This is a genomic window from Halobellus sp. H-GB7 (assembly GCF_030848585.1).
In the GTDB taxonomy this organism is placed as follows: Archaea; Halobacteriota; Halobacteria; order Halobacteriales; family Haloferacaceae; genus Haloquadratum; species Haloquadratum inordinatus.
This window is the reverse complement of sequence record NZ_JAVDDW010000001.1, coordinates 347602-365055: the sequence shown is the minus strand read 5'-3', so window position 1 is coordinate 365055 and position 17454 is coordinate 347602. Positions and strand designations below refer to the sequence as shown.

Below are 17454 nucleotides of genomic sequence, written 5' to 3'. Positions count from 1 at the left end.
TCCCGGCCCCGACCGCCGAATGTCGAGGATTTTTATCGCCCCGACGAAATCCACGGGTATGCGCGTCGCGTTCGTCTCGTTGTATCCCGAACAGCGCCGGTCCGACGGCGCGACGAGGCGAACGCGACGAGTCGCCGAACACCTCGCGGCGCGCGGTCACGACGTCGTCTTCCTCTGTTCGCAGTGGTGGGACGGCGAGTTAGACGCCTTCGAGCAGGACGACGTCGAGTACGTCGCCGTCAGCGAGACGCCTTCGGCACGCACCTTCGCCTCGAAACTCCCCTTTGCGCTCCGGCGGGCCGATCCGGACGTGATCCACGCGACGAACAGCCCCCCGTCGCAGGTCGTCGCCGCGAAGACCGCTGCGCGCGTTCTCCGGGTCCCGGTCGTCGTCGACTGGTGGGCCGCCCGCGGAGACGACTCGGCCCGGATGCTCGGCAAGGCGGCGACGAGCGCGAACCGCGTTCTGACGCCGTCGCGGATGGTCAAGACGGACGTTCGCGAACACGGCGCGCCCGAAGACGCGGTCACGGTCGTCCCCGAATCCATCGACGTCGACCTGGTGCGTGAGTCAGACGTCGACAACCGAGCGGACCTCGTGTACGCCCGCCACTTGGACGAACACGCGAACGTCGAGTCGTTCCTCCTCGCGCTCGCGGAACTCCGCGACCGCGACTGGCGTGCGGCCATTATCGGCGACGGGCCCGAACGCGACGCGGCAGAGCAGACTGCCGCGGAACTCCGGATCGACGACCGCGTGGAGTTCCTCGGTGACCTCCCGCCCGCCGAGTTCGTCCCGATTCTGAAGGGTGCACACGTGTTCGCCCAGACGGCGACCGTCGAGCCGTTCCCGCGCGGACTGCTCTGGGCGCTCGCCGCCGGCTGTGTCGGCATCGTGGAGTATCAGGCCCGATCGAGCGCCCACGAACTAGTCGAAAACTGCGAGCGCGGCGTCCGCGTGACCAACCCGCAGGAACTGGCCGACGAGGTCGTCGCCGCCGCGGGCCACGAGCGGGCGTCGATCAACGAGGCGTTCGCCGACTTCGATCACGCCGACGTATTGCAGTCCTACGAGCAGCTCTACGAGACCGAGCGCGACGACTACGGGTTCTTTTGAAGCGCGCGATAGCGGAGAGAGCGGGCAGGTAGAGAGCCACGCGGAGAGCGGTAGTGCGGCGGTTCGGGTTGGAGACGAGCGAATAGCTATCAGGCCAGAGAAACGATCGCGCGCTGCGACGGTCTGTGGCCGCCGAAGACGATTACTCGTCTTCGATCTCGTAGTCGCCGCCGTACTTCAGGAAGAAGAAGGCGAGACCGAGTGTCGCGACCATCGCGAACGTCGTCGCGACGCCGAGCGTCTTCGCGGAGTCCGGAACCGTCGGGACGTTCGAGGGTGCAGGCGTCGAGATAGACTCGACGACTTCGATAGTCCCGACCATTCCCGCGCTCTGGTGAGGCACGCAGTAGTACTCGTAGGTTCCGAGCGTCTCGAACGTGTGCGAGTAGGTGAATCCCGTGTTCTCGATCGGCTCGTGGCCCTCCCAGTTCGCGCCCTCGGGCTGGCTGTCGACGACGATGTTGTGGTTGTCGGAGTCCCAGACGAACTCGACGGTCGTTCCGGGCGTGATCTGGAGCGGTTCGTTCGTTCCGGGCTCGAACACCAGCGAGCCGCCGGGGCCGACCATAACCGTCTTCGTGCCGCCACCGCCGCCTTCCTGTGCTGCGGCGGTTCCGGCAGCACCGGCGGCCGCGGCGGTACCGGCCGCGGTCGTGAGGAAGGCGCGACGGGACATCTCCGCGTTGCCGTCAGTCATACCCGGGCGTTAGAAGTCGGCTGTAGTGAATACTTTGGTTTGTCTCGTCGAGAGAGCGGCCGGTGTGTCGAAACGGGGCCGATGTCCCCCCGATCGAGGCGGGTGGGGCTCTGATGCTGGCGAGATCCAACCGAAACCGGCGCGGGATCTCGACCGCACCGACGCCGTCGACGCGACCGATCACTCCAGCGGCGGCGAGTGTCGACCGTTCATCTCGTCGATTTCGAGTTCGTACCACTCGGGGGCGAGTGCGGGCGCCTCCTGTTCGAACACGCTCAGCCCCGCGACCGACGCGTACTCGGCGAAGATCTCCGACGTCTCGATCGCTTCCGGTGTGTCCCCGTCGATCGCGTGGAGCGTTCCCGTGATGAGGACGCTGCGCCAGTCGCTGGGATCTGTCCACTCGTAGGTGACGAGTGAGACGGTCGGCGACTCCTCGAGTCGGGCTTGCTTTTCGCTCTCCTCGTGGAAGACGGGCTGGAAGATACACCGGTTCTCGATGACGTCGTAGCCGAAGGAGATCGGGAGGCCGTAGGGAACGTCGCCGCCGAAAGAGAGAACGCCGTGTCGCGCCGGGTGAGAAACGTCGCAATCTCGCTGTCAGTCATCTCGACGCCGTAGTCACCGGTCGACATTGTCCGGCAGTTTCCGACCAGAGGACAAGAAGCTACGGGCCGTGGGTAAACTCTCAACCGATTTGTGGTGGTTCCGGAACGCTTTTGCGGATTGTGTGGCACGTCTCGGCTATGGCAGACGTTGAGGCGGAACTCCGAAAGCAGTTTATGGACGCGTTCAGTGGCGCCGACTATCCGATCACCAGCCAGATGGACCTCGTCCCCGCGCTCCCGGATGGACCGGGAACGAAGTTCGAGGCCGGCGACGTCACGCTCACCGCGATGGAGATGGCAGCGAAGCTCGGCTCGCACCAGGACTTCCCCTACGACGACGCCGAGTCGCTCGTCGACGACGTCATCGAGGGGCTGAAAGCCGAAGGGATGATCTAAGCAGCGGCCGGTCGGTTCGTGCGCGAGACCAAACGGACGCTCTGGGAGTCGTGGCTCGACCGCTACGTCGACAGCGACGACCCCACACCGCTCTTTGCGACGACCGACGACGCGGGCCTGGCGGTCGAGCTAACCGAGTACGGCCGACGACAGCGTCGCCCCGTGCTCCGGCGGAGTGAGGCGATGAACGCCCAGCTTAAGCAGGCCGTCGAAACCGTCGTAGAAGACCACGAGACCCGCCGCGGCGAGTACGACGGTCTCGTGTACCTGATGTACACTCTCGAGGAGTCGCAGGTGATCCCGTACTACATCGGGAAGACAGGGATGTACCGCCGCTCCGACGACGGACTGAGCGCGAACCTCCGGAACGTCTCCGAGACGGGCGGGAAGTTCGCGCGCTGGGGCTACGGGAACGCGTACCACATCGGTGATCTGAGCGCGGCCGTTCTCGACGCCTGTGAGGACGTCGACGCCGCGAACCACGACGCTCCGACGGAGAAGTATCGGACGTGGGCACGGCGGCTCTTCGAGGCGGGGACGCATCGCCTCCGTCGCCCAGTCTACTTCTGGGTCCGCGCGTGGGACCGCAGCGAAGGCCCGTATCCGGACACGTACCCGTATCTCGCCGAACTGGAGTACCAGCTCGTCGGTATCGCCTACGAGCTGTTCCCGGAGACGCTTTTGAACACCGAGGGCGTCCCGAACAACCCGACTGCCTACGCGAAGGCGCGGGGCTGGATCGCAGACGAGCGGACCAGTCTCGACGACTTCGCAGACGTGGATCGGTAGCCCGCTCGGGGCACGGGGGGCACCACCCGAACGCTTTCGTCTTCTGCAGCGGAATCGAAACGTATGCCCCACGACATCGAGCGCTATCTCAACGTTCGGAGCGCCTACGGCGCGTCGGTCGCCCCCGACGACGAGCACGTCGCGTTCCTGATGGACACGACCGGCGTCCCGCAGGTGTGGACAGTCGCAGCGCCCGGCGGCTGGCCCGAGCAGCGGACCTTCTTCGACGAACGGGTGACGTTCGCGTCGTTCTCGCCCGAGCGCGAGGAGTTCGTCTTCGGAATGGACGAGGGCGGCAACGAGCGCCAGCAGTTGTTCCGGTACGATCTCCCCACGGGCGAGATCACGAACCTGACGGCCCACCCCGACGCGAAGCACCGCTGGGGCGGGTGGAGCCACGACGGCGAGCGGTTCGCGTTCGCCTCGAACCGACGCGACGAGTCGGTGTTCGACGTCTACGTGCAGGACCGCGACGCCGACGGAGACGAGGCCGAACTCGTCGCCGAGGGCGACGGCTGGCTGACGGTCGGCGGATGGTCCCCGGACGACGCACGGCTCATCGTCTCGGAGGCGTACTCGAACTTCGATCAGGACGTCTCCGTGCTCGACGTCGAAACCGGCGAGTTGATCCACCTGACCCCTCACGACGGGACCGTCCGGTTCCAGAGCGCCGAGTGGGGACCCGACGGCGAACGCGTCTATCTCGTCTCCGACCGCGACAGCGACACGCTCGATCTGTGGTGTGTCGACGTCGACAGCGGCGCCTTCTCGCTCGTCGCCGCCGACGCCGACTGGGAGATCGACGGGGTCGCGATCGACGACGAGTCGGGGCGCATCGTCTACTCGACGAACGTCGACGGCTACACCGAACTGACAGTCGGCGAGCTCGCGGGGCCGACGACGATTGCCGACCCGACGACGCCGGATCTCCCGCAGGGCGTCGCGGGCGGCGTCGCGTTCGATTCGACCGGCGAGCGGTTCGCGATCACCGTCACGCGGCGCAGCGACCCCGCGAACGTCTACGTCGTCGACGCCGAGACCGGAGCGACCGAACGCTGGACGCGCGCGGCGACTGCCGGCATCCCGCGAGACTCCTTCGTCGAACCCGAACTGGTCCACTACCCGACGTTCGACGGCCGGGAGATCCCGGCGTTCTTCACGCTGCCGGAGACCGACACCGGCGCGGGCGAGACACCGGTGATCGTCGACATCCACGGCGGCCCCGAGTCCCAGCGCCGACCCTCCTTCAGCGCGGTCACGCAGTACTTCCTCGCGAACGGCTATGCGGTCTTCGAGCCGAACGTCCGCGGGTCGGCGGGCTACGGGAAGGCCTACGGTCACCTCGACGACGTCGAAAACCGGATGGACTCGGTGGCCGACGTCGAAGCCGCCGTGGAGTGGCTCCACGATCACCCCGCAGTCGATCCCGATCGAATCGTCGCGATGGGCGGGTCCTACGGCGGATTTATGATCCTCGCCGCGATGACGGAGTATCCCGACCTGTGGGCCGCCGGCGTCGACATCGTCGGCATCGCGAACTTCGTCACGTTCCTCGAAAACACCGGTGAGTGGCGGCGCAAACTCCGCGAAGCCGAGTACGGATCTCTCGAGGACGACCGGGAGTTCCTCGAATCCATCTCGCCGCTCAACACCATCGAGGACATCCGCGCGCCACTGTTCGTGCTGCACGGCGAGAACGACCCGCGAGTGCCCGTCTCGGAGGCCCACCAACTCGTCGAGGCGGCCAGCGACCACGTCCCGGTCCGCGAACTCGTCTTCGAGGACGAGGGCCACGGGATCACGAAACTGGAGAACCGGATCGACGCGTACGGCGCAATCGTCGAATTCCTGAACGAGCACGTACACTGATCGTGAGTATCGAAAGTCCGAATCGATGCTCGCCGAACGGTCTGGCGTGATCGCTGCACCGTTACGATAATCCCGATGAGAAACTCAGCGACCAGTGTACACGCTTGAATACGAATACTGATCGGATTCTGCATCCGATTCAAAATCGTGTTAGATGAGTCGAAGTCACCTTTGTGTGTCTTAGACCCGGTCGATTGATCCGAGAAAATAGTCAACAGACCGAACGTCTTAATGGGCTGACGGGCGAGTCCCGCAGTATGACGAGAGAACATGCTGGGGGGCGCGTTCTCGTCGTCGTTTCTTCCGCCGTCAGTGAGGACGACCGAGAGGCGGACGGCGGATCAGACACCGATCGTCGCCCCGGTGCTGACAGGTCGGACGACGAAGATACGTTCTATCGAGGAGGGGGAAATACGAAGTCGGAAACGGGCGCTAACCCGGTTGGCTCTGGTGGCAGAACGGACGCCACCGGACCGTCCACGGGTCGCCCTGACTCGACGGGATCCTCCAATGCGGACGGTGGCGAAGAGGACGGTTACGACGCCGACTGCGACTGTAACCCTGAGGAAGTAATCGCAGAGCTGGATCGGCGGCTTCCAGCGGACGTCGTGTCACGGTGTTCAGCGACCGCTGTCGAGTACGTCGAGGAACTCGGACCGACACTCGACTGTGTGGTCATTCTCGGGGCGGACCCACCGCTAATTCGGGAACTCGCCGCGGACAAATCGATTCCCACAGTCGTCTACGATCCACCAGTCGTCAGCGTCGTCGACGGCGCTCTTACTGACGAAAATCACGGGGAGCTAATCGAACGCGTGCGCGGCGAGGTCTGGTCGGACCGGTCCAAAAGCGAACTTCGCGAGTCGAACGCACGACTGACGGCGCTGAGCCTCTACGCCGAAGACATCACCGCGTGTGAGACCATCGAGGCGGTCCTCGACCGAACGATCGAAGCCGCGGTCGAGGCGCTGGCGTTCGATCACTCGATCGTCTTTCTCACCGAGGGAGACCGGCTGGTCCCGCGCGCCTCGGTACTTCCAGAACCCGAAGCGAGTCCGAGCAATATCGAGGACGGCATCGCGGGGCGAACGCTGGCCGCGGGCGAATCCGAAATCGTCGACGATATGCAGACTGACCCCGACGCCATTCCGGAACACGACGGGTTGCACGCCGTACTGAGCGTGCCGATCGGGACACAGGGTGTCATCCAGATGGCGTCGAAAGAGTGTGGGGCGTTCGACGAGAGAGACAAAGAGTTCGTCGAGATCCTCGCGGGCTACACGCGGGAGGCGCTTGAACGGATCGAGCGCGAAGTGACGCTTCGGACGGAACGGGATCGACTCCACGCATTCTTCGGCGACCTCCCGGTGCCGGCGGTCTACGTCAAGTGTCACGACGGCGTCGTCCAAATCGAAGAAGTGAACTGCGCGTACGCCAGCCAGTTCGGCGAACCAGAAACGGGCAAGTCGCTCTTGAATGCCGTCCAGAGCGATACGGAGTTCGAGCAGTATCAGACGGCTCTCAGGACCGGAGACGTCACCACGGACACCGTCGAGCGATCGGTCGAGGACGGGGCACCCCAGACGTTTTCACTCAGCGTCATTCCCGTGTCTCCGCCGGGGGTAAACGAGTGTTCCTACGGGATCTACGTCGGTGCCGACGGCGAGATACCGATGTTGGGTCCATAGTGACGGCTCATAGTGGGTATCGTAACGGTGCAGCGATCACGCCAGGCCGTTCGGCGAGACTCGGAGCGGACTTCCGATAACCACTGTCAGCAGACGGGGGTGCGACTCGACGGCGTCAGTTGATGTTCGACCGGCGGTAGAACCAAACGGTCGGCCTTCGAAGGGTCGAGTATGAGCGCCGACGCGGAGCGAGGACAAACACAGCAGCCGATCCGGTGTCTCATCGCGAAGGTGGGACTCGACGGCCACGATCGGGGCGCACACGTCATCGCCCGTGCGTTCAGAGACGCCGGCTTCGAGGTCGTCTACTCGGGGCTCCATCGTGCTCCCGAGGAGATCGTCCAAGCGGCCGTCCAGGAGGACGTCGACGTCCTCGGGATCTCGATACTCTCTGGTGCACACAACACGCTCGTCCCGAAAGTGATCGAGGGCCTCGAAGAGTACAACGCCTTCGCGGACACGCTCTTGATCGTCGGAGGAATCATCCCCGAAGAAGACCGCGAGGGCCTTCGAGAGATGGGCGTCGCGGCGATTTTCGGCCCGGGGACACCGATGCAAGAGACGATCGACTTCGTCCGGGAGCACGCTCCCCAACGCGACTGATGGAGGGACCGGACGCCGACCGACGCGACACGGCCACCCGACCTGAGGACGTCGACCCGGAGACGGCCGCACGCAACGAGCGCCTCGTCGAGTCGCTCCTCGCGGGCGAACACCGCGCGCTAGCGCGCGTCATTACCCGGATCGAGAACCAGGCCCCGGGCCACCGTGACCTCGTCGCTCGGTTGCACCCACACACCGGCGAGGCCGCCATCGTCGGGATTACCGGGAGCCCGGGCGCGGGGAAGTCGACGCTCGTGGATAAACTGGCGGAGGCCTATCGGAGACGCGGCGACACCGTCGGCGTCGTCGCCGTCGACCCCTCCTCGCCGTACTCCGGGGGCTCGGTCCTCGGGGACCGCATCCGGATGGCGTCGACTGTCGGCGATATGGACGTGTTCTTCCGCTCGATGAGCGCTCGCGGGCGGCTTGGCGGCCTCGCGACCGCGACGACGGACGCGGTGAAGGCGCTCGACGCCTTCGGGAAGGACGTCGTCGTCGTCGAAACCGTCGGCGCCGGACAGAGTGAGGTCGACATCGTCCGAACGGCCGACACCGTCGCCGTGCTCGTGCAACCGGGCAGCGGCGACGACGTCCAGATGCTGAAGGCCGGGATTCTCGAAATCGGCGACGTCTTCGTGGTCAACAAGGCGGATATGGACGGCGTCGAGCGGACTGTCGCGGAGCTAAAAGAGATGATTCACCGGCGAGACGCCGCGGGCGACGCGACCGAACGACGGCCACCGTCTGAGGTCGGACACCACGGAGTCGCCGGATCCGCTGGAGCCGACGCGGACGCGGGGGCCGCAGACGGACACGCGGACACAGCCACGGACGAACGGGCAGACACGGCCGCCGACGCCACAAATGACGCGTCCGACGACGCCACCGACGGCGTGTGGGAACCGCGGGTCGTCGAGACCGTCGCGACGACGGGCGACGGCATCGACGAACTCATCGACGCGTTCGACGCGCACGCCGACCATCTCTGTGACTCCGGCAAACGAGAGACGAAAGCCCGCGCCCGGTACGCGGACGAGATCCGTCGGCTGATGCGGAGCGACGCGAACGAACTTCTCGACGAGGAACTCCGCCGTCACGGCGGCGTCGACGCGCTCGCAAAGCGCGTCTACGAACGCGAGACAGATCCCTACGCCGTCGCGGCGTCGATCGTCGGGCCGCTTCGCGACTGCGTCGAAGCGAGACGCGAGCGCGACGAACCGAGAACGTCGGAGTGAACAGCACAGCGAGCAAAGCGGACCGGGGAGCTGCCCCAGCAGCCTGATTACCCTCGCGGTCGTGCGTTGTGGTATGAAGCTCAGATCGGTCGCCAGCGCACTCGTCGCCGGGACGGGAGCCGTCGCCCTCGCAAACGCCGCACTGAGACAGCGCGCCCCGCCGCTGGAGCCAGCACTCGGCGGTGACCACCGCACCTTCGAGTGGAACGGAATCGACGTCCGGTACGCGGAGGCGGGCGACACGGACGATCCGGACCTCGTCTTACTGCACGGCGTCAACGCCGCCGGTTCGAACGGCGAGTTCCGCGAGATATTCGACGAACTCGCAGCGGACTACCACGTGATCGCCCCCGATCTGCCCGGGTTCGGAACCTCAGAGCGCCCGCCGCTTCGATACTCCGCGACGTTATACGAGGAGTTCGTCCGCGACTTCGTCGCCGCCTTCGAGAACCCGGCGGTCGTCGCCTCCTCGTTGACGGGGGCGTATCTCACGGCTGTCGCAGACGATCTAGATCTCGCCTCGGTCGTCCTCATCTGCCCCACCGAACGCGGCGGCCCCGACCGCAACCTCCCCGCGCGGGAACTCCTCCGCGCGCCGGTCGTCGGTGAGGCGCTGTTCAATCTTCTCACGTCGAAGCCCTCGATCCGGTATTTCAACGCGGATCACGGCTACTACGATATGGATCGCGTGAGCGATGCGTGGATGGACTACGAGTGGCGGACGGCCCACCAGCCGAACGCCCGCTACGCGCCCGCGTCGTTCGTCAGTGGCTTTCTCAACGCCGAGTTCGATCTCGAAGAGACGCTCGCGGGCGTCGACGCCCCCGTGACGCTCCTGTGGGGGCGCGAGGCGGACATCACTCCGCTGAAGCGCGGCCGGGAGTTGGCGACAGCGACCGACACGCGACTCGTCGTCGTCGACGACGCGAAACTCCTCCCGCACGTCGAGTTCCCCGAGGAGTCCCTCAACGCCATTCGCGACGCGATCGGCGAGTGATGCTTTCACCGAGCGGCGACGCGACGCCCGACCCCCGCTCCGGAGCGCCGCGACGTCGCTCGCCGCAGCGAACCGCTGGGTCTTTTTTCCCCAGCGGTTTACCGGCGCGTATGCTTGGAGTCGAGCCGGAGTCGACGAAACCAGACCGGACGGGGGCGGGTCCGTGAGCGAGACGGCCGTCGTCGTGAGCGAACCCGGCTCGACCGGTGACGCGGTCGTCGAGGCACTCGCCGGCACCGAGGGGATTCTAACCGAGCGCGCGGACCCGACCGCAGGAGACTGCCGGATCGGCGACGACGCGGATTCGGTGTTCGCCGTCGGCGAGACAGCCCTTCTCGCGCTCGCCGACTGTCCGCTTGAGTGTCCCGTCTTCCCGATCGGCGTCGGCGCGGATCGGTACGACGTGCCGGTCGGAAACGCCGACGTCGCCGCGGAGGCCTTCCTGCGCGGGACATACGAGACTGTATCACATCCGATTCTGGACGTTGCGGTCGACGGCGAGGCGGCGGGGACGGCCATCACCGACGTGACGCTTCTAACCTCGGAACCGGCCCGCATCTCCGAGTACGCCGTGGGATCGCCCGACGGCTGGCTGGATACGGTCCGCTCCGACGGCGTCGTGATCGCCACGCCGCTCGGCAGCGCGGGCTACGCCCGCGACGCCGGTGGATCCCTGCTCGCACCCGAAACGGGACTGATCACCGTTCCGATCTCACCGTACGCGATGCACGCCGACTCGTGGGTGCTTCGCCCACCGGTATCGCTCTCGGTCGAACGAGACGAGGCGGCCGTCTCGCTGCTTCTCGACGACGAATCCGTGCGTTCGGTTCCGGCCGACACGCCGATCGACGTCAGCATCGGCCGGGAGATATCGCTCGTTCGTCCGCAAACGCTCGGTGACGGGTAGGACGGCGGGGAAGCGAACTGCACAGCGAAAAAAGCACGTCAGTGCCGTCTACGAGAGCGGTTTTTCTGGGCGGTCGTCGGCGACGTCGAAACGGACGACCCGACTCAGATGATCGAGTTCCAGAGCGGTTCGATGAGGTAGAAAAAGCCCTGATAGCTCGCGTACAGCAGCGCGAACACCGCAGAGCCGATGGCCGTCGTGGGACGTCCGAGTTCCTTGCTCTTCGAGCGCGCCTCCACCCGGCGGGCCTCGTACTCGAAGAAGTCCGAGACGAACACCGAGAGTGCGAGCGCGGACATCACCATCCCACCGTGTGGCTCGACGATCATAAAGAGGAACGAGACCAGCACCAGCGCCAGCGTGGTTGCGGTGTGCGGCAGCCACCGGCTGATCTCCGCGTCGCCGTCGCCCGAGTCAGCCTGCGTGTGGTGCTTCCGGTGCTGAACCGCGCGGGTGAGGAAATTCAGGAGCACCAGGCCGACGAGGACGACTGGGAGGATGGGTGCGACCCCCTCCAGCGCGTCGATCGGGACGAGGAACTGTAGCGGTTGCATACCCGACCTTGGGTACAGGACTCATTAGAGTTTTTCCAATCCGACGCGAGGATAGCGTGACCTATCGTGGAATAGTAGTCTGTCGTCGAGACGATCGTGACCGAAAACGTCGGCGCTCGCTCGCCGGATCGCAGCGCGACTGGTTTACTGGACGCGCTCTTCGAGCGCTTCGCGGGCCTGTCGGACGGCCGGAATGCCCACCCAGAAGGTGAGGGCGCCGATGATTGCGAACCAGAAGAACACGTCCATCAGCAGCACGCCGAGGGTGTCGAACATCGTCGCGGAGTCGCTGAGCGACACCGGTTCCACCAGTTGCTGACTGCTCTCGAAGCTCGAGGTTCGGTACCATCCCGCGAGGACCATCCACGCGAGCCCTGCGCCGGTGAAGATTCCCAGCCCCTTGATGAACTCGTCAGCCATTGTTGTTCGAATCTTCGCCGGAGTCCTCTTGATACTTTCCCATTCCGCGGGCGCGGAACCGCGTCCCGATGATGTACACTCCCGCGCCAAACGCGATGATCGCGAGGCCGACGGCGGCGAAGACCGTGCTCAGGATGCCGTCGGCGATCTGAAGCCCGACGAACGCGAGGACGCTCCGGACGAAGTTCCCCAGAAAACTCACGTTCAGCGTCGCCGCGTCGAGGAGCATAAATCCGAACACGACGCTCACGACGGCGATGAGCGTCGAGAACACAGTCACGACCTTGTAAAGCGGCATCGGGACGACGACGTCGCGTCCGCGCCCGCCCTCACGGTTGCCGCTCCCGGTCGACGCCGCGTCCGATCCCTCGGCCGCGCTCGCCCCGGTCGCGTCTCCATCAGTCATTACCGGGCCTACGGCGGGAAGCGAAATGTGCCTTTCCGTGTGCGGTCGTCGCGACGCTCAGAGACGAGTGGGCCGCCAGAAAAACGAAACAAGAGTCGGAACGGTGAGCGCCGATAGGCGGCGCGCAGAGCCCGCTATTTCGGGGGGCGAAGCCGGTAGTAGCGGCGGTTGAGGTCGTACATATACCCCTCGCGCATCGTCTTCAGCACCGCCCACGTGACGAACCCGCCGACGATCGGCAGGAGGAACGTCAGGTCGAACAGCAGGTCGACGTTCATCGGAATCAGGTTCTTCGCGGAGTAGACGCTGATGGTGAACGCGAAGATGACGCCGCCGACGCCGACGGCGGCCCAGAAGGGCTGCTCGACGGGGCGGCGCGCGCTCCCCTTGTTGAGGAAGGGGACGATGGCGACGATGCCGACGACGACCAGGTTCGCGAGGACGCCGTACGTCCGGTCGGCCATCAGTTTCTGTCCACCCAAGATCGAGAGCTCGGGGTTCAGGGGACCGAGCTTGAGGAGGCCGAACGACCAGTAGAGATACCAGTCCGGCAGGATGATCGCGGGCGTACTGGACGGATTCGCCGGCGCGCCGATGTGCGGCGGCAGCGTCGCAGACAGGAACAGCAGCATTCCCACGAAGAAGCTCGCGATCGCGAGGTTCCGGATGATCTCGTGGGGCCACGTCGGGAACGCGAGCACGTCGCGCTCGACGTAGTCGGACTCCTGTCGCAGGTCTTGGTCTTCGCGGCGGGCGCGCTCGAAGTACTCGTAAGTGAGTCGCGAGAGGCCCTCCGTGCGCTCTTTGCGCTCGCGCCACGTCGGCGTCTCGTCGTCCGGCGCGACGATGCCGCTGCCGTCGGTGCGAACGTCGTCGGTGTTGGTGTCTTCGTCGGTCATTGGTTTAGTGGGGTTCGGCGATGCCCTGCACCCAGACGATACCGATGTGGATGGCGATGAGCGTCGTCACCACGAACGGGAGCAGGAACACGTGGAGGATGTACATCCGCTGTAGCGTCGCTTGGCTCAACGAGAAGCCGCCGAAGAGGAGCTGTGCGGCCCACTCGCCGACGAGCGGGATCGACAGCGCCATCTCGACGCCGATCTGTCCCGCCCAGTAGGCGAGCTGGTCCCACGGGAGCAGGTAGCCGGTGTACCCGAAGACCATCGTCAGGCTGATCAGCACGATGCCGATGAGCCAGTTCAGCTCACGGGGCTCCTTGTACGCTCCGGTGAAGTACACGCGGAGCATGTGCAGGAACACCGCTGCGACCATCACCTGCGCCGCCCACCGGTGGATCGAGCGGAGCATAAAGCCGAACTGGAGATCGCGCATAATGAACGCGATACTCTCGTAGGCGACGGTCCCAGCGGCCTCGGTCCCGGCGGCCGCGGAGGGGCTGTAGTAGAACCCCAAGAGCGCGCCGGAGATGGCCGCGACGACGTATGCTAACGTCGAGAACAGCCCCAGCGTGTACAGCGGGTACCAGTACCAGAACTTGTTGTCGAGGTTGTACTGTTCGGTGTGACTCTTCGGCATCTGGAGGTTGACCCGGTAATAGAGGGTCTCTAAGAGCTCCAGGTAGTCGACGATGCGGAGCCGCTTGTCAAGCCAGATGAGCGTCGTGAGGAAGGTCGACTCGATCGGAGTCAGATCCTTCTCTTTCATCCAGCCTTTGTGGTCGTAGTCGTCTTTCTTTTCGAGACTCATTGTTATCGCTTGTAGTACGGGTAAACCGCGCGTTTGACGTGATCCCACGCGCCGTCAGCGAATGGCGTGCCATCGACGTCTTCCTCGCGGATGTAGAGATCCTCCCACTTGCGACGTCGTTTCTTGACGATCACGACGTCCGGCAGGAACTCCTTGCGATACATCGCAAGTATGAACGCCAGGTCGATGAAGATGACGGCCAACACGGCGCCGAGATACATATTCCCGGTGTCGGTCAGCCCCCATCCGGAGATGAGGCCATACGTGAACAGAAACACGAACACGACCTCGATGATCGTGAGCAGGACGATGGCGATCGCCGCTGCGGTGCTCTCACGGGCCGGCTCGTACCGGTGGATGTCGCCGTAGGTGCTCCCACTGGATGACATCGTCAGTTCCTCCCGGTGCCCGTGTGGGCCGATTCACCGTATTTCAGGATGTAGAACGTGAAGATCACCGTCACGAGGATCCCGAGTATCGTGGCGGCACCGACCCAGTGCGCGTGGATCGGGACGCCGAGCTCGTGCAGTTCCTTCTCGCCGCCACCGCCGCCGCCCGCGTTGGGGTTCTCGACGACTTCGATCGTGGCGACCATCCCGGCCGTTCGGTGCGGTTCACAGTAGTACTCGTACGTGCCGAGCGTGTCGAACGTGTGCGTGTAGGTGAAGCCAGTGTTTTCGAGGGGTTGGTGTCCTTGCCAGTTCGCGCCGTCGGGCTGATTCTCGACGACGATGTTGTGGTTGTCGGAGTCCCAGACGAACTCGACGGTCGTCCCGGGTGCGATCTGGAGCGGTTCGCTCGTCCCGGGCTCGAACACCAGCGAGCCGCCGGGGCCGACAGTTACCGTTACGGTCTCGCCGCTTCCGCCGCCTCCACCTGAGCCGCTCGCAGTCCCCGTGGCCGTCCCAGTTCCAGTACTGGTCCCGGTTGCTGTGCCGGTCGCTGTCCCGCCCGACGTCTCCGTCGTCTCCTGGGCGGCACCGAGGCCGGCGGTAGCAGAGGCCGTCGTGGCAGCAGCAGGGACGCTCGCTGCTCGCAGAAAGTCCCGCCTCTTCATACAAGCCGAAGGTGAGGATGGAATGCGCTTAAACCCACCGACTCCCCCCTCAGAGCGGACGCTACGATTCGCGAGCCTCGTCGGCTGTACCGGCGTCTACGGACTACTGATCTCCCCGAGTATCGGCCGTAGGACCCCCGTCTTCGCGGCCGCCTGAATCCGCCGAGCCGGCGAAATCCCGGGCTTTCTCCCCGTCATTATCGCCGGTTTCGTCCGCCCCGGCTCCGTCTTCGTCGGTACTGCGCGCCCGCTCTGGCTCCTCGTCGTGCAACAGTTCCTCCAGTCGCTCGTCGCCGGCGGCGTCGAGCGCGCGGAGTCGATTGCGGAACTCCTCCGTTCGGAAGCGATCCGAGAGCCGGGCGTTCGCCACCACCAGAAAGAGGAAGAATCCGATCACGAGAAAGCCGATGGCGGCGATGGGGGCGACGACCGTCGAGAGCGACGGCAGCGTGAGCCACGCGACGAGGAGTCCGAACCCGACTAGCATCTGCGCGCCCGCGACGATCTGTAGCATCAGGTTTCCGAACTCGCCGCTCCCTTCGACGACGTCCGTGGGCTCTGGGAGCGACGCGTCCTCGGGCGCCTCCATCAGCTCGTAGTCTTCCATCGAGCAGAGCGCGACGGTCGGTTTGACGTCGCGGAGGACGGTGCCTTCGCCCTCGACGCTCCCGTCGGCGTAGACGATGGCGTAACCCTCGTCGGAGTAGGCGACGACGCGGTCCTCGACGCGTTCGACGATGGCGAAGATTTCACGGATCGCGACGCGGGCTTTCAGTTCCTGTTCGACCCGGTGGAGCAGTTCCTCGCCGACGATCCACGTGTCGGGGTCGAACGCCGCTTCCCACTCTTCGAGGCTCATCTCGGCCATCTCCGCGGGGCCGAAGTTGTCGAAGTCGTAGGTCTCTTCGACCTCTTTTCGGAGCGCCTCGAGGTCGTCGGACTCGGCGCTCGACTGGCCGGCCGCGTCGGCTTCCGTCGCAGGGTCCGGCGCGGCCGACGAGTCTTCGGCGGCGGCCGAGCCCGAACGGCTGTCTGCCGCGTACGACTCCTCAGAAGACTCCGTCATTTCCTGTCTGTAGGAGCGGCAGACTCCTTAGGGTAACGGTTCTCGCAGACAGGGCAGTCCGAGACACTACCATCGCTCGGCGTGCGCCGACGACGAGTCGGACACTTTACCCACGGGGAGTCCATACTCGGACCGATGGTATCCGATTCGACCATCGCGACAGCCGCCGCGCTGATGGTCACCTCGAGTCTCCCGTTCTACCTCTACGGTGCGTGGATCATGATCGACGCCAAGATCGTGAGCTGGGACGTACTCGTCTATCACCTGAAGTTCATTTTCCCCGGGCTCGTCCTCAACACGATCCCCGTCGTCACGTGGATGTTGCCGCGACTCCTGGACCAGCTGGGTGGCGTGACCGTGCTCCACGCGATTTTGGGCCTCCAGGCGTACGCGCTCTTGGCGTTCGCGTTGACCGGAATCGTTCGCATCCTCCAGGTGAAGCGAGACGCCGACCTATATGACGACCCGACCCAAGACGTCGACCTGAACGAGCTCCACCCGGATATGAGTGCGTGGCGGGGGCGCCTCCGCGTCGGCGTCTTCGGCTACGTGCTCTTCTGGTTTCTCGCGTGGCTCTTGGGGCTGTATCAGTACGTCGGCCGCTACATCCTCGGGTGAAATGCTGCCCGTCGCCTAGGCCCAGGATTCGCCCGACGCGAGGTCGATGTCGCCGTCGAGTTTCGAGGACGGACAGATATCTTCGAGCACACAGTCGTCGCAGTCGGGGTTCCGCGCCGTACAGACCGCGCGACCGTGGCTGATGAACAGGTGCGTGAACTGCTGCCAGTCGGATTCGGAGACCAGTTCCATCAGTTCCTGTTCGATCTTCGTCGGCGACTCCTCCTCGGCGATTCCGAGCCGTCGGGAAATACGCTGGACGTGGGTGTCGACGACGATGCCTTCGACGACGTCGTGACCGTGCTGGAGGACCACATTCGCCGTCTTGCGGCCGACGCCGGAGAGTTCTGTGAGTTCGGCCATCGTGTCGGGCACCTCGCCGCCGTGCTCGTCGCGAAGCGCCTCGCCGATGGATTTCAGATAGCCCGCCTTGTTGTTGTGGAACGTGATGCCGTAGATGTCCTCGGCGAGCTGTTCCTCGTCGGCCTCGGCGTAGTCCTCGGGCGTCTGGTACGTCTCGAACAGTTCCTCGGTGACGTCGTTGACGCGTTCGTCGGTGCACTGCGCCGAGAGGACGACGGCGACGAGTAGTTCCAGCCGATTCGAGTAGTTCAGCGAGATCGTAGAGTCGGGGTACTCCTCGTAGAGACGGTCGAGAACCTCCGAGGCCTGTGCTTCGCGGTCGGAAAGCGGCGTGCCCATACGCGAGCGTCGTCG

At 65.1% G+C, this 17454-nt stretch carries 22 protein-coding genes; 12 read left to right on the top strand and 10 right to left on the bottom strand.

Annotation, left to right across the window (positions count from 1 at the left end; genetic code table 11):
• Window positions 1-58: 58 nt before the first annotated feature.
• Window positions 59-1117 carry a glycosyltransferase family 4 protein gene (locus RBH22_RS01985; protein ID WP_306676389.1) on the top strand — a complete coding sequence of 353 codons (1059 nt, stop codon included), beginning with the start codon at window positions 59-61 and terminating at the stop codon, window positions 1115-1117.
• A gap of 142 nt (window positions 1118-1259) precedes the next feature.
• Here the strand turns inward: RBH22_RS01985 and RBH22_RS01980 are convergent, their stop codons facing one another.
• A complete protein-coding gene (locus tag RBH22_RS01980; RefSeq protein ID WP_306676388.1) occupies window positions 1260-1814 on the bottom strand; it encodes a plastocyanin/azurin family copper-binding protein in 555 nt (184 codons plus the stop codon).
• 64 nt (window positions 1815-1878) lie between these two features.
• Here RBH22_RS01980 and RBH22_RS01975 point away from each other — a divergent pair, with 64 nt between their 5' ends.
• The 10 genes from RBH22_RS01975 to RBH22_RS01930 all read left to right on the top strand — a co-directional run bounded on the left by RBH22_RS01975 (window position 1879) and on the right by RBH22_RS01930 (window position 10906).
• The gene (locus tag RBH22_RS01975; RefSeq protein ID WP_306676387.1) at window positions 1879-2223 is read left to right on the top strand and encodes a hypothetical protein; all 345 of its coding nucleotides are present in this window, start codon (window positions 1879-1881) and stop codon (window positions 2221-2223) included.
• A gap of 56 nt (window positions 2224-2279) precedes the next feature.
• Entirely contained in the window at window positions 2280-2435 is a 156-nt protein-coding gene (locus tag RBH22_RS01970; protein ID WP_306676386.1) for a hypothetical protein, read from the top strand.
• 125 nt (window positions 2436-2560) lie between these two features.
• Window positions 2561-2818, top strand: coding sequence for an MTH865 family protein (locus RBH22_RS01965; RefSeq protein ID WP_121568072.1), 258 nt, complete (start codon window positions 2561-2563; stop codon window positions 2816-2818).
• Between the two features lie 18 nt (window positions 2819-2836).
• The gene (locus RBH22_RS01960; RefSeq protein ID WP_306676384.1) at window positions 2837-3607 is read left to right on the top strand and encodes a hypothetical protein; all 771 of its coding nucleotides are present in this window, start codon (window positions 2837-2839) and stop codon (window positions 3605-3607) included.
• A 63-nt stretch (window positions 3608-3670) separates the two neighbouring features.
• Window positions 3671-5476: a S9 family peptidase gene (locus RBH22_RS01955; RefSeq protein ID WP_306676383.1), complete on the top strand. Its 1806-nt coding sequence runs from the start codon at window positions 3671-3673 to the stop codon at window positions 5474-5476.
• A 257-nt stretch (window positions 5477-5733) separates the two neighbouring features.
• Window positions 5734-7164: a GAF domain-containing protein gene (locus tag RBH22_RS01950; protein WP_306676382.1), complete on the top strand. Its 1431-nt coding sequence runs from the start codon at window positions 5734-5736 to the stop codon at window positions 7162-7164.
• Between the two features lie 171 nt (window positions 7165-7335).
• Window positions 7336-7767 carry a cobalamin B12-binding domain-containing protein gene (locus RBH22_RS01945; protein ID WP_121568069.1) on the top strand — a complete coding sequence of 144 codons (432 nt, stop codon included), beginning with the start codon at window positions 7336-7338 and terminating at the stop codon, window positions 7765-7767.
• Window positions 7767-9002, top strand: a complete 1236-nt coding sequence (meaB, locus tag RBH22_RS01940) for a methylmalonyl Co-A mutase-associated GTPase MeaB (protein ID WP_306676381.1) — start codon at window positions 7767-7769, stop codon at window positions 9000-9002. Before RBH22_RS01945 ends, meaB begins: the two co-directional genes overlap by 1 nt.
• Window positions 9003-9075: 73 nt before the next feature.
• Window positions 9076-9999, top strand: a complete 924-nt coding sequence (locus tag RBH22_RS01935; protein ID WP_306676380.1) for an alpha/beta hydrolase — start codon at window positions 9076-9078, stop codon at window positions 9997-9999.
• Window positions 10000-10162: 163 nt separating this feature from the next.
• Window positions 10163-10906 (top strand): NAD(+)/NADH kinase, encoded by a 744-nt coding sequence (locus RBH22_RS01930; protein WP_306676379.1) that lies wholly within the window; start codon window positions 10163-10165, stop codon window positions 10904-10906.
• Window positions 10907-11010: 104 nt separating this feature from the next.
• On the opposite strand, the gene RBH22_RS01925 is transcribed toward RBH22_RS01930, so the two are convergent.
• The 8 genes from RBH22_RS01925 to RBH22_RS01890 form a co-directional block, all read right to left on the bottom strand.
• A complete protein-coding gene (locus RBH22_RS01925) occupies window positions 11011-11460 on the bottom strand; it encodes a hypothetical protein (protein WP_256544655.1) in 450 nt (149 codons plus the stop codon).
• Window positions 11461-11604: 144 nt separating this feature from the next.
• Entirely contained in the window at window positions 11605-11880 is a 276-nt protein-coding gene (locus RBH22_RS01920) for a hypothetical protein (protein WP_121568064.1), read from the bottom strand.
• Entirely contained in the window at window positions 11873-12178 is a 306-nt protein-coding gene (locus tag RBH22_RS01915; protein WP_233560562.1) for a hypothetical protein, read from the bottom strand. The genes RBH22_RS01920 and RBH22_RS01915 overlap by 8 nt, the downstream gene beginning before the upstream one ends.
• Before the next feature lie 242 nt (window positions 12179-12420).
• Window positions 12421-13185 (bottom strand): cytochrome bc complex cytochrome b subunit, encoded by a 765-nt coding sequence (locus tag RBH22_RS01910; RefSeq protein ID WP_256288024.1) that lies wholly within the window; start codon window positions 13183-13185, stop codon window positions 12421-12423.
• Between the two features lie 4 nt (window positions 13186-13189).
• Window positions 13190-13996: a cytochrome bc complex cytochrome b subunit gene (locus RBH22_RS01905; RefSeq protein WP_121568061.1), complete on the bottom strand. Its 807-nt coding sequence runs from the start codon at window positions 13994-13996 to the stop codon at window positions 13190-13192.
• Between the two features lie 2 nt (window positions 13997-13998).
• On the bottom strand, window positions 13999-14385 hold the full coding sequence (locus tag RBH22_RS01900; protein WP_121568060.1) for a hypothetical protein: 387 nt from the start codon (window positions 14383-14385) through the stop codon (window positions 13999-14001).
• A gap of 2 nt (window positions 14386-14387) precedes the next feature.
• A complete protein-coding gene (locus tag RBH22_RS01895) occupies window positions 14388-15053 on the bottom strand; it encodes a plastocyanin/azurin family copper-binding protein (RefSeq protein WP_306676378.1) in 666 nt (221 codons plus the stop codon).
• A gap of 103 nt (window positions 15054-15156) precedes the next feature.
• A complete protein-coding gene (locus RBH22_RS01890; protein ID WP_306676377.1) occupies window positions 15157-16119 on the bottom strand; it encodes a hypothetical protein in 963 nt (320 codons plus the stop codon).
• Between the two features lie 135 nt (window positions 16120-16254).
• Here RBH22_RS01890 and RBH22_RS01885 point away from each other — a divergent pair, with 135 nt between their 5' ends.
• The gene (locus RBH22_RS01885; protein ID WP_306676376.1) at window positions 16255-16737 is read left to right on the top strand and encodes a hypothetical protein; all 483 of its coding nucleotides are present in this window, start codon (window positions 16255-16257) and stop codon (window positions 16735-16737) included.
• Window positions 16738-16752: 15 nt separating this feature from the next.
• On the opposite strand, the gene nth is transcribed toward RBH22_RS01885, so the two are convergent.
• A complete protein-coding gene (gene nth, locus RBH22_RS01880) occupies window positions 16753-17439 on the bottom strand; it encodes an endonuclease III (protein WP_306676374.1) in 687 nt (228 codons plus the stop codon).
• Between the last annotated feature and the right edge of the window lie 15 nt (window positions 17440-17454).

Excerpts from the sequence above, each read along its gene's own strand:
- RBH22_RS01925 (WP_256544655.1), bottom strand. The coding sequence starts at position 11,460 with ATGCAACCGCTACAGTTCCTCGTCCCGATCGACGCGCTGGAGGGGGTC.
- meaB (WP_306676381.1), top strand. The coding sequence starts at position 7,767 with ATGGAGGGACCGGACGCCGACCGACGCGACACGGCCACCCGACCTGAG.
- RBH22_RS01955 (WP_306676383.1), top strand. The coding sequence starts at position 3,671 with ATGCCCCACGACATCGAGCGCTATCTCAACGTTCGGAGCGCCTACGGC.
- RBH22_RS01985 (WP_306676389.1), top strand. The coding sequence starts at position 59 with ATGCGCGTCGCGTTCGTCTCGTTGTATCCCGAACAGCGCCGGTCCGAC.
- RBH22_RS01910 (WP_256288024.1), bottom strand. The coding sequence starts at position 13,185 with ATGACCGACGAAGACACCAACACCGACGACGTTCGCACCGACGGCAGC.
- nth (WP_306676374.1), bottom strand. The coding sequence starts at position 17,439 with ATGGGCACGCCGCTTTCCGACCGCGAAGCACAGGCCTCGGAGGTTCTC.
- RBH22_RS01945 (WP_121568069.1), top strand. The coding sequence starts at position 7,336 with ATGAGCGCCGACGCGGAGCGAGGACAAACACAGCAGCCGATCCGGTGT.
- RBH22_RS01950 (WP_306676382.1), top strand. The coding sequence starts at position 5,734 with ATGACGAGAGAACATGCTGGGGGGCGCGTTCTCGTCGTCGTTTCTTCC.
- RBH22_RS01965 (WP_121568072.1), top strand. The coding sequence starts at position 2,561 with ATGGCAGACGTTGAGGCGGAACTCCGAAAGCAGTTTATGGACGCGTTC.
- RBH22_RS01935 (WP_306676380.1), top strand. The coding sequence starts at position 9,076 with ATGAAGCTCAGATCGGTCGCCAGCGCACTCGTCGCCGGGACGGGAGCC.
- RBH22_RS01980 (WP_306676388.1), bottom strand. The coding sequence starts at position 1,814 with ATGACTGACGGCAACGCGGAGATGTCCCGTCGCGCCTTCCTCACGACC.
- RBH22_RS01900 (WP_121568060.1), bottom strand. The coding sequence starts at position 14,385 with ATGTCATCCAGTGGGAGCACCTACGGCGACATCCACCGGTACGAGCCG.
- RBH22_RS01895 (WP_306676378.1), bottom strand. The coding sequence starts at position 15,053 with ATGAAGAGGCGGGACTTTCTGCGAGCAGCGAGCGTCCCTGCTGCTGCC.
- RBH22_RS01890 (WP_306676377.1), bottom strand. The coding sequence starts at position 16,119 with ATGACGGAGTCTTCTGAGGAGTCGTACGCGGCAGACAGCCGTTCGGGC.
- RBH22_RS01915 (WP_233560562.1), bottom strand. The coding sequence starts at position 12,178 with ATGCCGCTTTACAAGGTCGTGACTGTGTTCTCGACGCTCATCGCCGTC.
- RBH22_RS01905 (WP_121568061.1), bottom strand. The coding sequence starts at position 13,996 with ATGAGTCTCGAAAAGAAAGACGACTACGACCACAAAGGCTGGATGAAA.
- RBH22_RS01885 (WP_306676376.1), top strand. The coding sequence starts at position 16,255 with ATGGTATCCGATTCGACCATCGCGACAGCCGCCGCGCTGATGGTCACC.
- RBH22_RS01920 (WP_121568064.1), bottom strand. The coding sequence starts at position 11,880 with ATGGCTGACGAGTTCATCAAGGGGCTGGGAATCTTCACCGGCGCAGGG.